The sequence below is a fragment of the Peribacillus sp. Bi134 genome (genome assembly GCF_918698065.1).
Taxonomy (GTDB): domain Bacteria; phylum Bacillota; class Bacilli; order Bacillales; family DSM-1321; genus Peribacillus.
Genome location: NZ_CAKKLN010000002.1, coordinates 373621 through 389092, shown reverse-complemented (window position 1 = coordinate 389092; position 15472 = coordinate 373621). Strand labels below are relative to the sequence as shown.

Annotated in this window: 19 protein-coding genes and 1 tRNA gene; 3 read left to right on the top strand and 17 right to left on the bottom strand. The window is 41.6% G+C overall.

What is annotated here, in order from left to right:
• Positions 1–543: a hypothetical protein gene (locus LQ188_RS04810; RefSeq protein ID WP_101223706.1), complete on the top strand. Its 543-nt coding sequence runs from the start codon at positions 1–3 to the stop codon at positions 541–543.
• A 56-nt stretch (positions 544–599) separates the two neighbouring features.
• Positions 600–1424 carry a M15 family metallopeptidase gene (locus LQ188_RS04805; protein WP_101223707.1) on the top strand — a complete coding sequence of 275 codons (825 nt, stop codon included), beginning with the start codon at positions 600–602 and terminating at the stop codon, positions 1422–1424.
• A 317-nt stretch (positions 1425–1741) separates the two neighbouring features.
• Here LQ188_RS04805 and LQ188_RS04800 read toward each other — a convergent pair whose 3' ends face one another.
• From LQ188_RS04800 to LQ188_RS04730, 15 genes are all read right to left on the bottom strand, one after another.
• Positions 1742–2053 (bottom strand): hypothetical protein, encoded by a 312-nt coding sequence (locus tag LQ188_RS04800; RefSeq protein WP_230176172.1) that lies wholly within the window; start codon positions 2051–2053, stop codon positions 1742–1744.
• Between the two features lie 60 nt (positions 2054–2113).
• Positions 2114–2278, bottom strand: coding sequence for a hypothetical protein (locus LQ188_RS04795; protein ID WP_157831060.1), 165 nt, complete (start codon positions 2276–2278; stop codon positions 2114–2116).
• Complete coding sequence (locus LQ188_RS04790) at positions 2275–2454, bottom strand: hypothetical protein (protein ID WP_230176171.1); 180 nt, start codon at positions 2452–2454, stop codon at positions 2275–2277. The genes LQ188_RS04795 and LQ188_RS04790 overlap by 4 nt, the downstream gene beginning before the upstream one ends.
• Before the next feature lie 58 nt (positions 2455–2512).
• Positions 2513–2707, bottom strand: a complete 195-nt coding sequence (locus LQ188_RS04785) for a hypothetical protein (RefSeq protein WP_101223709.1) — start codon at positions 2705–2707, stop codon at positions 2513–2515.
• A 20-nt stretch (positions 2708–2727) separates the two neighbouring features.
• Positions 2728–3054 (bottom strand): hypothetical protein, encoded by a 327-nt coding sequence (locus LQ188_RS04780; RefSeq protein ID WP_141992827.1) that lies wholly within the window; start codon positions 3052–3054, stop codon positions 2728–2730.
• Positions 3055–3165: 111 nt separating this feature from the next.
• On the bottom strand, positions 3166–3627 hold the full coding sequence (locus LQ188_RS04775; protein ID WP_230176170.1) for a hypothetical protein: 462 nt from the start codon (positions 3625–3627) through the stop codon (positions 3166–3168).
• Positions 3628–3896: 269 nt separating this feature from the next.
• On the bottom strand, positions 3897–5192 hold the full coding sequence (eno, locus tag LQ188_RS04770) for a phosphopyruvate hydratase (protein WP_034309992.1): 1296 nt from the start codon (positions 5190–5192) through the stop codon (positions 3897–3899).
• Between the two features lie 30 nt (positions 5193–5222).
• Entirely contained in the window at positions 5223–6758 is a 1536-nt protein-coding gene (gene gpmI / locus LQ188_RS04765) for a 2,3-bisphosphoglycerate-independent phosphoglycerate mutase (RefSeq protein WP_230176169.1), read from the bottom strand.
• A complete protein-coding gene (tpiA, locus tag LQ188_RS04760) occupies positions 6751–7512 on the bottom strand; it encodes a triose-phosphate isomerase (RefSeq protein WP_101223713.1) in 762 nt (253 codons plus the stop codon). The genes gpmI and tpiA overlap by 8 nt, the downstream gene beginning before the upstream one ends.
• Before the next feature lie 45 nt (positions 7513–7557).
• Positions 7558–8742, bottom strand: a complete 1185-nt coding sequence (locus LQ188_RS04755) for a phosphoglycerate kinase (RefSeq protein ID WP_230176168.1) — start codon at positions 8740–8742, stop codon at positions 7558–7560.
• 246 nt (positions 8743–8988) lie between these two features.
• A complete protein-coding gene (gene gap, locus LQ188_RS04750) occupies positions 8989–9996 on the bottom strand; it encodes a type I glyceraldehyde-3-phosphate dehydrogenase (protein WP_076368241.1) in 1008 nt (335 codons plus the stop codon).
• A gap of 32 nt (positions 9997–10028) precedes the next feature.
• Positions 10029–11063: a sugar-binding domain-containing protein gene (locus LQ188_RS04745; protein ID WP_101223715.1), complete on the bottom strand. Its 1035-nt coding sequence runs from the start codon at positions 11061–11063 to the stop codon at positions 10029–10031.
• 139 nt (positions 11064–11202) lie between these two features.
• Positions 11203–11445, bottom strand: a complete 243-nt coding sequence (locus LQ188_RS04740; protein WP_101223716.1) for a glutaredoxin family protein — start codon at positions 11443–11445, stop codon at positions 11203–11205.
• A 15-nt stretch (positions 11446–11460) separates the two neighbouring features.
• Positions 11461–12798 (bottom strand): RNA polymerase factor sigma-54, encoded by a 1338-nt coding sequence (gene rpoN, locus LQ188_RS04735; RefSeq protein WP_230176167.1) that lies wholly within the window; start codon positions 12796–12798, stop codon positions 11461–11463.
• A 316-nt stretch (positions 12799–13114) separates the two neighbouring features.
• Positions 13115–13186: transfer RNA gene (locus tag LQ188_RS04730), tRNA-Arg, on the bottom strand.
• Positions 13187–13475: 289 nt separating this feature from the next.
• Between LQ188_RS04730 and clpP the strand changes: the two genes are divergently transcribed.
• On the top strand, positions 13476–14084 hold the full coding sequence (gene clpP, locus LQ188_RS04725; RefSeq protein ID WP_063233960.1) for an ATP-dependent Clp endopeptidase proteolytic subunit ClpP: 609 nt from the start codon (positions 13476–13478) through the stop codon (positions 14082–14084).
• Positions 14085–14179: 95 nt separating this feature from the next.
• On the opposite strand, the gene LQ188_RS04720 is transcribed toward clpP, so the two are convergent.
• Positions 14180–14437 (bottom strand): HPr family phosphocarrier protein, encoded by a 258-nt coding sequence (locus LQ188_RS04720; protein WP_101223717.1) that lies wholly within the window; start codon positions 14435–14437, stop codon positions 14180–14182.
• A 20-nt stretch (positions 14438–14457) separates the two neighbouring features.
• The gene (gene whiA, locus LQ188_RS04715) at positions 14458–15411 is read right to left on the bottom strand and encodes a DNA-binding protein WhiA (protein WP_101223718.1); all 954 of its coding nucleotides are present in this window, start codon (positions 15409–15411) and stop codon (positions 14458–14460) included.
• Between the last annotated feature and the right edge of the window lie 61 nt (positions 15412–15472).

The following is a 15472-nucleotide window of genomic DNA, read 5'->3' as shown; positions in this document are numbered from 1 at the left end:
ATGTTTAAGTCCATACTCCGGATTCTTGATCTCCTGACCATCCTATTCTCGGCGGTTGCCGGCTATTCTTTATGGACAGGCGGAAGCAATTTTATCAGTGTCCTATTAATCATCCTATCACCGCTTTTATTGCTGCTGGCAAAGTATCACGGAAATCGATACTTATTATTTGCTGCATATATCACGACAACCGTTTATTTTACTGCTATTATTTATAATGGACTTTCCAATAGCGGTACTGACTTTTTCCAATCAAGCTTCAATGTCCTCCTGATCGGGGCAGCAGCCGCCTTGCTGAGCGTCATAGCGGCGGTCATTGGGTTTGGGACCAATACCCTTACGATTCTTTGGTTATCGCTTCACGCCCTTGTCACATTCGAGACAATCAGGATGTCATCGGGTTTCCTTTCGAGCTTTTGGTCTGATCCCGTTGTGGAAACCGCAGTCCGTAACGATTATCCATTTTTATTGATGGTCGTCTGGATTGGCTTATTTCTTGATAAATATCAAAGTGAATTAACAAGGGATTACTTATCCCGATAATTTTTTTCAAAACTACTTTTATTGGAAACTTATATTAAAAGCAAGGGGCCTTTCATATGTTAAAACCTATATTTGCAGCAACTGTTCTATCATCTTTCATTCTAATGGCTGGCTGTTCATCCGACCTGACAAGCGAGCATGAAAAAGAGCAAAAAGAAGAACAACCGAGCTCCCAGGAGACGGAGACAGAAACCGACAAGAATAATGATTCAAAAGAATCGGCCCAACGCCAGGTGGAAGTTGATGAAACGGCTAAACCCGGACAGGCTGGCCTTCAGACATTAGCCCATCCGGAAGGCATTCCTGTACTTGTCAATAAACAATACAGCCTGCCTGAAGATTACAAACCTGCTGACCTCATCTACCCAAAAGTGGATTTCATCTTTCAAGATAAAATTGAAAAAAGAATGATGCGAGAGGAAGCGGGAAAGGCACTTGAAGTAATGTTCCAGGCTGCCGAAAAAGAAAACATGCACTTTGCCGGCGTTTCCGCTTATCGCTCTCACCAAAGACAGATCGAGGTCTTTAATAACTATGTGGCTAAGGACGGGGAAGAAAAGGCGAAAACCTACAGTGCAATGCCTGGGACAAGCGAGCATGAAACAGGCCTGGCGATTGATGTCACGACCCACGATGGGGCATGCGCTGCCCAAGACTGCTTCGGTGATACGAATGAAGCTGCCTGGCTTGCTGAACATGCACATGAATACGGATTTATCATTCGCTACCCTGAAGGCAAGGAAAACATCACAGGTTATAAATACGAACCATGGCACATCCGTTATGTTGGTGTCGCTACCGCAACTGAAATCTTTGAAGCGAAGATTACATTAGAAGAATACTATAATGCCGTACCAGTGGAAGCTGTATCGAGTAAATAAAAAAAGGTGCCCGGATGCGGCACCTTTTTTTATATTAATCAAACGTTTGATTAAATCCTTTTATCAGCCCTGAACCAAGCCGGAATCAGTGACTGGCGGCTAACTTTATAAGCAAAAAAACCTCCCATACAATGTGTATTCTCACATTGTATGGGAGGTGAAAAGAAATTACTGTGCAGAACCCATCTTCTCGTCAGAAGCAGAATCCCCAAATAATTGGGTGAATGGATTTCAACGACTGAAAGAACGAAACCTAATTTTGGAGCATTGCATATTTAAGCAACGAAAAAAGGACTCCGCATAATTGGCGGGGTCCTTCAATATTCATCGTTTTTATTTTCAACTTCAAATAGGTTGAAACTTGATGATTCATCTGGGTTGAATGCAGGTTCTTCATTTTCATATTTATATTTATGTTCTTCTACGTATTTAATCTTCTGATATTCCTCTTTTGACATACCCTCCCAAATTTTTGTTGCATTGTGGTCTTCATGGCCAGGCTGAGGATTCGTATGCGGTGTTGGGTCCAAGATAAAACTACCCAAAAAAATGGTTGTGTAGAAAAATGGCATTGCCATAATCAAAACGATTAAGCCCAATGCTCCAACTATATTTATGTATTTTTTCATTGGTGACATACCTCCCAATTTTTGAATTTTTATATTCAATTGATGTACAACCAGCATATTTTAGTCACTCCATAACCAATCACGAAACCACTTGACGGGAAGAACAGCCAATACACAAATTACAAGAAGTATAAATGCAATATACAGCATTCCTAAATCAATCAGTATGCCCATTACTACAGCTACACAGGAGATTATAATAGCGATAGAGAAACGTTCAGTCATTGTCTCACCTCCCGTTTGGTTAACTCCAGTAAATCTTTTATTAATTCATCGGTATGGATGAAAACAAACACTTGGTATTTTTTGTTGTTTCGATCGGGCATAGTATGATGAATGTCATGTCCAGCCCGTACCAGAGCCATAGACAATGATTTTTTGTAAATGTTCTTGAGCCCCATAATATCCACCTCCATTTATGAAATTGGCAAAGGAGGTAAAGTGCTTACCTCCTTAAATTCATTCCTTTTCCATCTTTTCTTTCTTTTCCATTTTATGAAGGATGATATTGGAAACAATCGCATAGACCACAAACGCCATCCAATAATAACCATAATCCTTATCGTTGCCAATGGACGAAAACATTAATATCGCAAATAACAAATATGGAATGGTCAATAACAATCGGAGTTTCCAAAGGTATCGTCCCCACATCGGCATTCCTCCTTTTAAAATCATTGGCAGTGCTTTTGAGATTTTTTCCACTCCTCAAATACTATGTCACTGGCAATAATTTCAGCATCGGTATATCCCAACCCACCTAAAGCAACTTCGATTTCATCAGCGCTCTTGCTGTCAAATAATCGTAGCTTGGGAATGAGAGCCCACGCTCGCTGTTTATCAATTTCCACAGCTACAGAGTTGATATCACCAAGCAAATCAAGGTCGTTTATATAATGGTCCAATGTGCGTTTGGCAAGAAAGTCAGTTCCTTCATTATTGTTACGGAAAAACAATCCTGTTAGCGTTTCGATGGCTGTTGATAAGATTTCTGGTTTCATGGCTTTCGTCCTCATAATTAACTAAATATTCCGTTACATCTATTACTATAGAAGTATGAAGTACCAAAATTATGCTGTCAATCTAAAAAAGACCATTCCTATTGGAACGGTCTAAAAGTTTGGCATATAAGATTTTTCGTCTGTGTTTTTAACATCCACCTCATGACCATCTACCATGTAATCATAAACAAGCGTGGCTTGTGGGACATACTTTCCATCTATCTTTGCTTGATGTATTGCTCTGTCCACTTTACCGAAACCGTTGATTTGTCGCCTTTCTGCTAATTGCAAATTATATTTTCTAGCCACAATATCGAACACAAGTTTTGCATCATCTTGAGTTTTAGGCAGCTCTAGGCTTTCACGAACTTTACTTTCAGTTTTCGTTAAATAAGCACAGTAAGCATCATATTTAAAGCGAATGCCATAATATGCGTGGATTTCCTTGTGTTTTTTTATAAACTCCTTGGAGTTTGGATGATTGCCTTTTTTGGCTATCCAATATCCAATTCCCAATTCCTCTTTTAACAAGTTGACCTTATCGTCAATATCTTTAGCAATATCAATATCCAATGGGCCATACCATTTTGTAATTGTAGGTCTCGATAGTTCGCTTGGAATAATTTTTAATTTGTAAGTTAAATGTAAATTCTTTCAACAAGTCCTGTATTAACACGCAAAAACCCCCAATTCATAAGCGATTTCACTCACTTATAAATCAGGGGTTGATACTAAACATTTGTATTGCTAAGTTCGAGTTGATGTACTACATAACTCAAAGTGTCCAAAAGTGCCTTGTATGACAAAGTTCGGACGTATTTTATGCTTGATAATTACTATAATTACTTCTTCAAGTTATAGAAAGATTTCAAGCCGCCATATACAGCCAAGTCACCAAGTTGATCTTCGATGCGAAGAAGTTGGTTGTATTTAGCAATACGGTCCGTACGGGACATGGAACCAGTTTTGATTTGTCCTGCGTTTGTTGCAACGGCGATATCAGCGATCGTTGCATCTTCAGTTTCACCGGAACGGTGGGAAACGACTGCAGTGTAGCCTGCGCGTTTTGCCATTTCGATTGCATCAAACGTTTCAGTCAGTGTACCAATTTGGTTCACTTTGATCAGGATGGAGTTGCCGATGCCTTTTTCGATGCCTTCAGCCAATTTTTTCGTGTTCGTTACGAAAAGATCGTCACCAACAAGCTGAACTTTAGAACCGATGCGTTCCGTTAAAAGTTTGTGACCATCCCAGTCATTTTCATCCAGGCCGTCCTCGATGGAGATAATAGGGAATTCATTCACTAGCTCTTCATAGAAAGCTACCATTTCTTCTGATGTAACACCATTGCGGCCTTCGCCAGCAAGATCATATTTGCCTGTTTCTTTGTTATAGAATTCAGATGAAGCTACGTCCATGCCAAGGTAGATATCTTCGCCTGCTTTGTAGCCAGCTTTTTCAATTGCCTCGATGATGACTTGAAGCGCTTCACGGTTTGAACCAAGGTTTGGCGCAAAGCCGCCTTCATCGCCGACTGCCGTATTCAGGCCTTTGGCAGAAAGGACAGATTTCAAGGCATGGAATACTTCTGCACCCATACGAACTGCTTCTTTGAAGCTAGGAGCACCTACAGGAAGAATCATGAATTCCTGGAAGTCAACATTGTTATCGGCATGTGATCCGCCGTTAATGATGTTCATCATTGGAGTAGGAAGTTGTTTCGCATTGAACCCTCCAAGATAACGATACAATGGTAAACCTGAAAATTCCGCAGCGGCATGGGCAGCAGCCATTGATACGCCAAGGATTGCATTAGCTCCCAAGTTTCCTTTGTTTTCAGTGCCATCCAATTCAATCATAGTGAGGTCAAGTCCTGCTTGGTTCGTAACATCCAAACCGATGACAGCTTCAGCAATGATATCATTTACATTATCGACTGCTTTTTGTACCCCTTTACCCAGGTAGCGAGATTTATCTCCGTCACGAAGCTCAACCGCTTCGTGTTCTCCTGTTGAAGCACCTGATGGTACGATTGCACGTCCGAAGTATCCGGACTCTGTTTGGATTTCTACTTCTATTGTTGGATTACCACGGGAATCTAGCACTTCGCGTGCATATACATGTTCGATGTACGGCATTATAAATCTCTCCTTTTCCTATTCACAATTTTATTTAGATAATAGGGATTTCCCTGTCATTTCAACAGGTTTTTCGACTCCAAGCAAATCAAGCATCGTTGGAGCTAAATCACCTAGGATACCACCTGTTCTTAATGTTACCTGATTTTTAGTGATAATGACAGGCACGGGATTCGTAGTATGAGCTGTCATGGGGTTGCCTTCAAGCGTTACGACTTCATCAGCATTCCCATGGTCAGCGGTAATGATTGCCGTACCGCCTTTTGAGACGATTAAATCGACAATCCTGCCTAGGCATTCATCCACTGTTTCAATCGCTTTAATGGTAGGCTCAAGCATCCCTGAATGACCAACCATGTCCGGATTGGCAAAATTCAAGAGAATGGCATCAAAGCGATCAGCCTCAATTTGTTCCACCAACGCATCCGTAACTTCATAAGCACTCATTTCAGGTTTTAAATCATATGTAGCGACTTTCGGAGAATTAATTAAAATCCTCTCTTCACCAGGAAACTTCTCTTCACGTCCGCCGCTCATGAAAAATGTCACATGCGGATATTTCTCAGTTTCAGCGATACGAAGCTGGGTAAGCTGGTTTTGGGAAAGTACTTCCCCTAATGTATTATCAAGATTTGTCGGATTAAATGCAACATATCCGTCAACTGTTTCTGAAAAATGTGTCAAGCAGACAAAATGGAGATGCTTCGGATGTCCAGGACCGCGGTCAAATGAGCGGAAGTCCTCATTGGTGAACGTATTGGAAATCTGGATCGCCCGGTCTGGACGGAAGTTGTAAAAGATTACGGCATCATCATCTTTAATCGTTGCCACCGGTTTACCGTCTTCCGCCGTTATGACTGAAGGAATCACGAACTCGTCAAAAATACCATGTTCGTAGGAATCCTCAACACATTCCATCGCGGAAGAGTAAGCAGGGCCATCACCATACACCATCGAACGGTAGGATTTCTCCACACGTTCCCAGCGCTTATCACGGTCCATCGAATAGTATCTTCCGGATATGGTCGCAAACTGTCCAACACCGATCTCCTTCATTTTCGCTTCCGCTTCCTTAATATAACCTTGCGCCGTTTTCGGCCCGACATCACGACCATCTAAAAATGCATGTACATATACATTTTTAACTCCTTCTTTAGCGGCCAACTTCAGCAGGGCATACATATGATCGATATGACTGTGCACGCCGCCATCTGAAAGTAGACCGAAAAGATGAAGGTCCGTGCCTTTTTTCTTGGCATGGCTCATGGCATCGATCAAAGTTGGGTTTTTGGCAAACTCACCTTCACGGATAGCCAGGTTCACACGGGTCAGACTTTGATAAACGATCCGTCCTGCCCCGATATTCAAATGCCCCACTTCCGAGTTCCCCATTTGACCGGCAGGCAAGCCGACCGCTTCCCCGCTTGCAGTTAAATGGGAATGCGGATACTGTTCCCAAAAACGGTCAAAGTTCGGTTTTTTCGCATGAAAAACAGCATTTCCCTTTTCCTCGTTACGGCAGCCAAAACCGTCTAAGATGATAAGTGCCACAGGCGACTTACTCATAGTGACCAGCCTCCAGCAATTGTAAAAATGAATCGGGTTTCAAGCTTGCACCGCCAACCAACGCACCGTCTATATCAGGTTGTGCCATGTACTCTTTAATATTCTCAGGTTTTACACTGCCACCGTATTGAATGCGGATGGCTGCAGCTGCTTCATTTGAAAATTTGTCGGCAACAACCGAGCGGATATGCGAACAAACTTCATTAGCATCTTGAGCAGATGACGATTTTCCTGTTCCAATTGCCCAAATCGGCTCATAAGCAATAACGGCTTGTTTCAATTGATCGTCAGATAATCCTGCAAGGCCTTTTTCTATCTGGCTGCCTACGAAATCATTCGTTTCGCCAGCTTCCCTTTGCTCTAATGTTTCACCGCAGCAAACGATCGGGGTCAATCCGTGGGCAAAAGCGGAATGAGCTTTTTTATTAACGGCTTCATCCGTTTCGTTGAACATTTCACGGCGTTCGGAATGACCAAGTATGACGTAGGATACACCAAGATCAGCCAATGCGATCGGGCTGATTTCTCCTGTGAAAGCACCGCTTTCTTCAAAGTGCATGTTCTGCGCCCCGATCTTCACATCAGTTCCTTTTGCTGCTTGAACCAGCTGATCCAAAAATAAAGCTGGAGCACATACAACCGTATCGATTACATCTTGCTTCGGAATCAAATTGCTCACTTCTTCTAAAAAGGCAGTCGCTTCAGATAGTGTTTTATTCATTTTCCAGTTTCCTGCAATAATCGGTTTACGCATTTGGTTTCTCATCCCTTCTAAAGTTGAAATATGTAACGGTCAGTCTTATTTATCGTTCAAGGCCACAACGCCAGGCAACTCTTTGCCTTCCATGAACTCAAGAGATGCACCGCCGCCAGTTGAAATATGGGACATCTTTTCTGCCAAGCCAAACTTTTCTGCGGCTGCGGCTGAATCCCCTCCGCCTACAATGCTGTACGTATCTTTTGCTTCCGCCAAGGCTTTAGCAACGGTTTTCGTTCCATTCGCAAATTTATCGAACTCGAATACACCCATTGGTCCATTCCAAATGACAAGCTTGGAACTTTTGATTACATCCGCAAATAATTCGCTTGTTTTTGGTCCGATATCAAGAGCCATTTTATCCTTTGGAATAGCATCGATATCGACATTATCCGTCTCTGCATCAGGTGAAAATTCAGCAGTTACGACTGCATCGATAGGCAAATGAAGTTTTACGCCTTTTTCTTTTGCACTTTCGATGAAAGATTTGGCCAATTCTATTTTGTCTTCTTCCAATAAAGAATTACCGATTTCATGACCTTGCGCTTTAATGAATGTATAACCCAATCCACCACCAATGATCAAGTGATCGACTTTTTCCAAAAGGTTTTCGATAACGCCTATCTTATCCTTTACTTTTGCTCCGCCAATTATAGCTGTAAAAGGACGTTCTGGGTTGGATAGGGCTTTTCCAAGTACTGAAAGCTCTTTTTCCATCAGTAATCCGGCAACGGCTGGGAGATGGTGCGCTATTCCTTCAGTTGAAGCATGTGCACGATGCGCAGCTCCGAATGCATCGTTAACATAAACATCAGCAAGTGCAGCAAATGACTTCGCCAATTCTTGATCGTTCTTCTCTTCTCCTGGATAGAAACGAACGTTTTCCAACAACAAGATCTCGCCATCTTGCATGTTATCAATTATTGATTGAACGGTCTCACCGTATGCTTCTTCTGCCTTTTGCACATCCTTGCCACTAAGTTCGCTTAGTCTTTCCGCAACAGGCGCTAGACGCAATTCTTCTACGACTTGTCCTTTAGGACGGCCAAGGTGGCTGGCTAAGATGACTTTTGCGCCTTGTTCTGTCAAATAGGAAATCGTCGGCAGTGCAGCCTTGATTCTCGTATCATCCGAAATCTTTCCGTCCTGCATCGGCACGTTGAAATCAACACGGCAAAATACGCGTTTCCCCTTTAATTCAATATCTTTAATCGACTTTTTATTCATAATCCAAGAACCTCCTTAGATATTGTTATCATATTTTTGATTCTTTTAGCCAAAAAGGGAGAGGGTAAATTTCCCAACTCCCCTTTTCTCTTTTTCATTATAGTCGGTTTCCAGGAAATTATCCAAAAACAAGAAATGTAAACGCTTGACTGATTAATGACTTACTAATAATATCATCTTCTGCCAAGTTTTTTTAGAGGTGTGATAAAAAAAACCTCACCTTGGTGAGGTTTTTTATTATTCTAATTACAATCCTTTTTTAGCCAAATAGTCGATCAAATCAACAACACGGCTTGAATATCCTGTTTCATTATCATACCAAGATAATACTTTAACCATGTTTCCTTCCATTACCATTGTGGAAAGGGCATCGATTGTAGATGATGATGGGTTACCATTATAGTCAGTTGATACTAGCGGAAGTTCGCTGTACTCAAGGATTCCTTTTAATTCTCCTTCAGAAGCCTTTTTGAATGCTGCATTAACTTCTTCAACTGTTGTGTCTTTTTCAAGTTCTGCAACAAGGTCGACAACAGACACGTTTGGAGTAGGTACGCGCATTGCCATACCATTCAATTTCCCTTTAAGTTCAGGAAGGACAAGTGCAACAGCTTTTGCTGCCCCAGTTGTTGTAGGAATGATATTCTCGGCAGCTGCACGTGCACGGCGGTAATCTTTATGTGGCAAATCAAGGATTTGCTGATCATTTGTATAAGAGTGAACAGTAGTCATCATACCGCGTTTGATTCCGAATTGTTCGTGAAGCACTTTAGCAAATGGAGCTAAGCAGTTCGTTGTACAAGAAGCATTAGAGATTACATGGTGGTTAGCTGCATCATATTTATCTTCGTTTACACCCATGACGATTGTGATATCTTCATCAGATGCAGGAGCAGAGATGATTACTTTTTTCGCGCCAGCTTCTAAATGCTTAGCTGCATCTGCACGTTTCGTGAAACGTCCTGTAGATTCTACTACTACTTCTACTCCTAGTTCACCCCATGCTAATTGTGCAGGGTCACGTTCAGCCAATACTTTGACTTTATGACCATCAACAACAAGGTAATCCCCATCAACTGTTACTTTTTCATTAAGAGATCCATGAATTGTATCGTATTGAAGAAGGTGCGCTAACATATTAGCATCCGTTAAGTCGTTAATAGCAACAATCTCTACCCCAGGATTACTCAATGCTGCACGAAATACATTACGTCCAATACGTCCAAAACCATTAATACCAACTTTTACTGCCATGAAAAATTCCTCCTTTTAAGTTCGCAAATATATTAAGGGGTGTAATTCCCCTGAATTAACTCTTGTGCCGCCGCTTCATCCGTGATTAAAACGGTTGATGAAGGTGCGCCTTTCATGTAGGAACGGATAGCCTTTGCTTTAGTTTTACCACCTGCCACAGTTATCACTCGCTTTTCAGGGCTAAGATCATCTAACTGGATGCCGACTGTCAAAACTTTATGAACAACTTTACCGTTTTCATCGTAATAATAACCGAATGCCTCTCCTACAGCATTTCCATCTAACAGCTTCTTTAACATTTCTGGCGAAGAATTTCTTCTTTCTGCCATCGCCATGGCATCACCGATTCCATGAATGATCATATCGGCAGATTTGATTTGGGAAATCACTTCTTTAATTGCAGGTTCCTTCTGAAATGAAGCATAAACCTCACCGCTTAATTGATCGGGTACATACAATACTCTGTATGAGGCCTGTGCCTTCTGGGCCATTTTTTCGACAATCGTATTGGCCTGATTCTGCACTGCTTCACCAATTCCCCCGCGGGCCGGGACAAATGTCAATTTCTTCGACGCTTCATCAGGTGACAGCGAATCAGCCACTTCGGCCATTGTCGATCCGCCAGTAACCGCTATGATATTCTTTGAGTTCCATTCTCGTTTCATACGGATTGCACAAGCTTTACCCAATTCTTTTTTCACCCATGGGGTCTCATCACAATTTCCTGAGACAATAATGACCTCATCCACTTGCAATAAATCCTGCAATTGCCGTTCCATTATGTCTATACCCATTACTTCACGCATTATTCCTTCTAACTTATCCAGGATTTCAATCCCTTCATCAGTCAGCGTCATGCCAGAGCTGAATATGTTAACCAGGTTCTGACTTTTCAGAAAATCAACCTCGCCTCTGAGCGTCCGCTCCGTCAAATTAAGGCTCACGGACAGACTGCGCCTTCCAACCGGCTGCATCATTTTGATATAACGCAGGATATCATATCTTTTTTGCATAACCAAAAGGAAATCTGGTAATAATTTTCTTTGTACCTCGAGTAATGTACGCATATTTAAAACTCCTAAAAAGTTAAGTTGGACGTATAATGTCCCGCGTAGTCATTTTCTGTCCCACTTAAAACAAAAAAATATTCCTGCTACATATTTTATTCTAGCAGGAACGGAATGTTTCTTCAAATGATTTGAAAAATTATTTTTCCAAAAGCCTATTTAGAGCTGATTTATCAACGTTTCCGAATTGAACGATATCATCTTTCCATTCAACGACAGGGATCATCAGCCCGAATTTCTCAAGCAAATCATCATCGGTGTGGATATCGATTTCTTTATAGCCTATGCCTGATTCCTCTTTCACTTCTTCAAGCACTTGCTTGGCTTTATCGCATAACGGGCATTTATCCCTACTATATAAAACAAACGCATTTGATTCCAAAACCACTCATCCTTTTCAATCATATCTTTTTCGTTTAGATGAAGAAGGGATCCCTAATTGTTCCCGGTACTTGGCAACGGTTCGGCGTGCCAGGATAATTCCATGCTCTTCTTTCAACCGTTCTGCCAGGTCCTGATCCGAGAGCGGCTTTTGTTTATTTTCCCCATTGATGGCTGCCTGAAGGCTCTTTTTTGCCTGCATGCCCGACATATCCTCATCAAGGCCGACTGACTGTAAAGAAGTAGTGAAAAATATCCTCATCTCTATCGTGCCAAATGGTGTCTGCACGTATTTCCCTTTGACCGCCCGGCTTACTGTGGACTCATGTATACCAAGTTCGTCGGCGATTTCCTTCATCGTCATCGGTTTCAAATAGTTCAGGCCATGATGAAAGCACGCCGGCTGTTTATCGACGATGCACTGAATTACCTTCAATATAGTTTCTTTCCTCTGTTGGATCCCTCTGGATATCCATTGGTATTCCTGCCACTTATCCTGGATAAACCGTTGAACCCCCTGATCCTTATGGCTCTTCATACGGTTTAAATACCCTTTATCCACATTAAGATTAGGTGTGTTACCATCATAATTCCCGACAAGCAGCATACCATCCCGAACTTCCACGACCACATCCGGCACTATATAAGAAGGTTTTTCCTGAAAAAAGAGTGATGCGGGTCGCGGGTTCAATGTCTGGACATAATCAAATACTTCTTGAATCTCCTTCATTGTAACACCGATTTTCTTACTTAGGTCTTTCCAGCGCTTTTCAGCAAAATCGAGGAAATGGTTTTCTATGATCGATTCTGCAAGCAGGTTCACCCCTTCTGCTTGCACCTGAAGCAAAAGGCACTCTTGAAGATTTCTCGCTCCAATTCCATGCGGCTCGAGTTCCTGTAAAATTGAAAGGCTTTCTTCCAAAACTATCCGAGATATACCAGGGATACATATGTCATCCAGCTCAGTCCTCAAGTAACCGTTTTCATCAAGGTTATGAATTAATAGCAGCAACGCCTTCTGCTGCTCACCGGTAAGTTGCTGGTGATTCACCTGGGACATGATATGCTGTTCAACCGATATAGTATCTTCACTGATCTGTTCAATCCAATAGTTGGCATCATACGTATTCTTAAGAGTCCGTTTTCCCTTTTTCCGGTCAAAAGTTGGCTGAAATAAAGCCGATGTTGGCTGATCTATGGACAGTAATGGATTCTCCACCATTTTATTTTCTAAAAAAGCCGATAGCTCCTGCGAGGAATATTGCAGCAATGTAATAGCTTGCATAAGCTCCTGCGTCATTGCCATCTTTAATGTTTGCTGTTGAAAAAGTCCTGCTTTCATATTCATACTCATCGATTCATCCCTCCCCCACTCCATTTTACATTATCAGGAGAAAATTCTACACAAAAACCCATGAAAACGCTTACGTTTTTTTCTGAATAGTTTATTTGTTTTAAATACTATATGTTAGAAATGCAAATTAAACAACTACTTTTATTGAAAAATCACCATTTTTCAATAGTGTGCGCGTATATTTTCAAGACAGGGCTTACATTACAGGATCCGATGGAATATTACGGAAATCGAGCGAATTCGCCAAAAATTTTAGGGCCCCTCTTAAAAATGGCCAATAAAAAATCCCCCACTTTATTAAGCAGAAGATTGGTAATGCCCTCGGCAGGAATCGAACCTGCATTTCAAGCTTCGGAGGCTTGCGTTCTATCCGTTGCACTACGAGGGCGTAATAGAAAATATTTTTTCAACAGACTTCATTATATGATAGATTCCCCTCCTTTGCAAGGGCTATCAGGTTTAAAACTTCGCCATTTGGGTATTATGGGTAATGTGGAAATTCATCCCTGTGCGGCATAATATATAAAGTAATCTATCGGAAAGGAGCCTTAGCCAGAAAATTGTCGAACAAATTATCCATTATAGGGTTTGTTTTGTTTGACCTAAATTGACCAAAAAGTGTATCATACATACATAAAGAATTTAAATGATTCTCTTAATCGAAGGAGGAAATGAACATGAATTTAATTCCTACAGTTATCGAACAAACAAGTCGTGGGGAGCGTGCCTACGATATTTACTCCCGTTTATTAAAAGACCGGATCATTATGCTAGGAAGTGCAATTGACGATAATGTTTCCAACTCCATTGTTGCTCAATTACTATTTTTAGAAGCGGAAAATCCTGAAAAAGATATCACTCTATACATCAACAGCCCTGGCGGAAGCATCACTTCCGGTATGGCCATTTACGATACTATGCAATATATCAAACCTAATGTATCCACAGTATGCATCGGTATGGCCGCTTCCATGGGTGCTTTCCTATTGGCCGCTGGCGAAAAAGGCAAACGTTATGCGTTGCCAAACAGTGAGGTCATGATTCACCAACCACTTGGAGGAGCTCAAGGTCAAGCTACGGAGATTGAAATTGCTGCCCGCCGTATCCTTCACTTGAAAGATAAACTGAACCAAATCTTGGCAGAACGTACTGGTCAACCTATTGAAGTCCTTCAAAGAGATACGGAACGTGATAACTTCATGACTTCCGAAAGAGCTCTTGAATATGGCTTGATCGACAAAGTCATCACGCGCAGCATCCTTGATGATAAAAAAGACTCTAAATAATCATGCAACAACCGGCTCCGGAGAACGCCTTTAGCGACTTCCGGAGCTTTTTTGCATAATAAAAAAAAGGATGCTCTTTTAAGCATCCTTTTCTTTTAACCCTCTTGCTGAACAAACTCTTCCAATGCCTCTAACGCTTCTTTTTCATCGCGTCCTTCGACGATTAACTTCACGGTCACGCCAGAACTGATGGCAAGGCTCATTAACCCCATTATACTTTTTGCGTTCACTTTCTTTCCTTCTTTTTCAAGAAAAACATCTGAATGAAAGCGGTTAGCTTCTTGTACAAAAAGAGCTGCCGGCCGCGCCTGCAAACCCGTTTTCAATTTTACCTCAACTTGTTTTTCCACCATCTTGATCTCCCCTGTTAGCTTTATTTTTTCGCAGCAATAGCCTCTCCCCCACGGAGCCTGTCAGCTATTTCATCAATCTTACGTAATCGGTGATTAATCCCGGATTTACTGATTGTTCCCCCAGAAACCATTTCCCCAAGTTCCTTTAAGGTTATATCCTGAAACGCAATCCTAAGCTCCGCAATTTCCCGAAGCTTATCCGGTAAAATGCCTAATCCCACCGTATCCTCGATATAATGGATATTTTCAACCTGGCGTAATGAGGCCCCAATCGTTTTGTTCAAATTGGCTGTTTCACAATTCACAAGCCGATTCACTGAATTACGCATATCACGGACGATCCTTACATCTTCGAACCTTAATAAAGCTGAATGGGCGCCAACTATACTTAAAAACTCGGCAATCTTTTCGGCTTCTTTCAAATAAATGATATACCCTTTCTTGCGTTCAAGAGTTTTGGCCTTCAAGCCAAACTTATTCATTAGCTCACAAAGGGCATCATTGTGCTCTTTATAAAGTGAGAAAATTTCAAGGTGATAGGAAGACGTTTCCGGATTATTCACCGAACCTCCCGCAAGAAATGCACCTCTTAGGTAAGAACGCTTACAGCATTTCTTCCCAACAATAGTATCGGATATAGCATGGAGAATTTCAAATCCATCGCCTAAAATTTCCAAATCGGTTAAAACCCGCTGCCCTCCAGATGACATCCTGACAATATATACATTATTCTTTTTAAGCTTCATCTTTTTACGGACCAACAGCTCGACCTGGACCTCATAACTTTTTTTCAGCAGCGTATAAATCCTTCTGGCAATCGCAGCATTCTCAGTTTGAATATCCACAACAAGCTTCCGATTAGAAAATGAAAGGGATCCGTTCATCCGGATAAGCGCACACAATTCCGCTTTACCGCAGCAATCCTTTCCCTCTAATGTAGTAAGCTCTTTTTTCGTTTCTGAAGCAAAAGACATCCATTTCACCCCCAATCGAACGCAGGTAATCTATTTTTATCAATCAAAAAACCGTCCCCGC

Coding starts and splice junctions, on each gene's coding strand:
- LQ188_RS04810 (WP_101223706.1), top strand. CDS start 1: ATGTTTAAGTCCATACTCCGGATTCTTGATCTCCTGACCATCCTATTC.
- LQ188_RS04805 (WP_101223707.1), top strand. CDS start 600: ATGTTAAAACCTATATTTGCAGCAACTGTTCTATCATCTTTCATTCTA.
- LQ188_RS04800 (WP_230176172.1), bottom strand. CDS start 2,053: ATGAAAAAATACATAAATATAGTTGGAGCATTGGGCTTAATCGTTTTG.
- LQ188_RS04795 (WP_157831060.1), bottom strand. CDS start 2,278: ATGACTGAACGTTTCTCTATCGCTATTATAATCTCCTGTGTAGCTGTA.
- LQ188_RS04790 (WP_230176171.1), bottom strand. CDS start 2,454: ATGGGGCTCAAGAACATTTACAAAAAATCATTGTCTATGGCTCTGGTA.
- LQ188_RS04785 (WP_101223709.1), bottom strand. CDS start 2,707: ATGTGGGGACGATACCTTTGGAAACTCCGATTGTTATTGACCATTCCA.
- LQ188_RS04780 (WP_141992827.1), bottom strand. CDS start 3,054: ATGAAACCAGAAATCTTATCAACAGCCATCGAAACGCTAACAGGATTG.
- eno (WP_034309992.1), bottom strand. CDS start 5,192: ATGCCGTACATCGAACATGTATATGCACGCGAAGTGCTAGATTCCCGT.
- gpmI (WP_230176169.1), bottom strand. CDS start 6,758: ATGAGTAAGTCGCCTGTGGCACTTATCATCTTAGACGGTTTTGGCTGC.
- tpiA (WP_101223713.1), bottom strand. CDS start 7,512: ATGCGTAAACCGATTATTGCAGGAAACTGGAAAATGAATAAAACACTA.
- LQ188_RS04755 (WP_230176168.1), bottom strand. CDS start 8,742: ATGAATAAAAAGTCGATTAAAGATATTGAATTAAAGGGGAAACGCGTA.
- gap (WP_076368241.1), bottom strand. CDS start 9,996: ATGGCAGTAAAAGTTGGTATTAATGGTTTTGGACGTATTGGACGTAAT.
- LQ188_RS04745 (WP_101223715.1), bottom strand. CDS start 11,063: ATGCGTACATTACTCGAGGTACAAAGAAAATTATTACCAGATTTCCTT.
- rpoN (WP_230176167.1), bottom strand. CDS start 12,798: ATGAGTATGAATATGAAAGCAGGACTTTTTCAACAGCAAACATTAAAG.
- clpP (WP_063233960.1), top strand. CDS start 13,476: ATGAATTTAATTCCTACAGTTATCGAACAAACAAGTCGTGGGGAGCGT.
- LQ188_RS04720 (WP_101223717.1), bottom strand. CDS start 14,437: ATGGTGGAAAAACAAGTTGAGGTAAAATTGAAAACGGGTTTGCAGGCG.
- whiA (WP_101223718.1), bottom strand. CDS start 15,411: ATGTCTTTTGCTTCAGAAACGAAAAAAGAGCTTACTACATTAGAGGGA.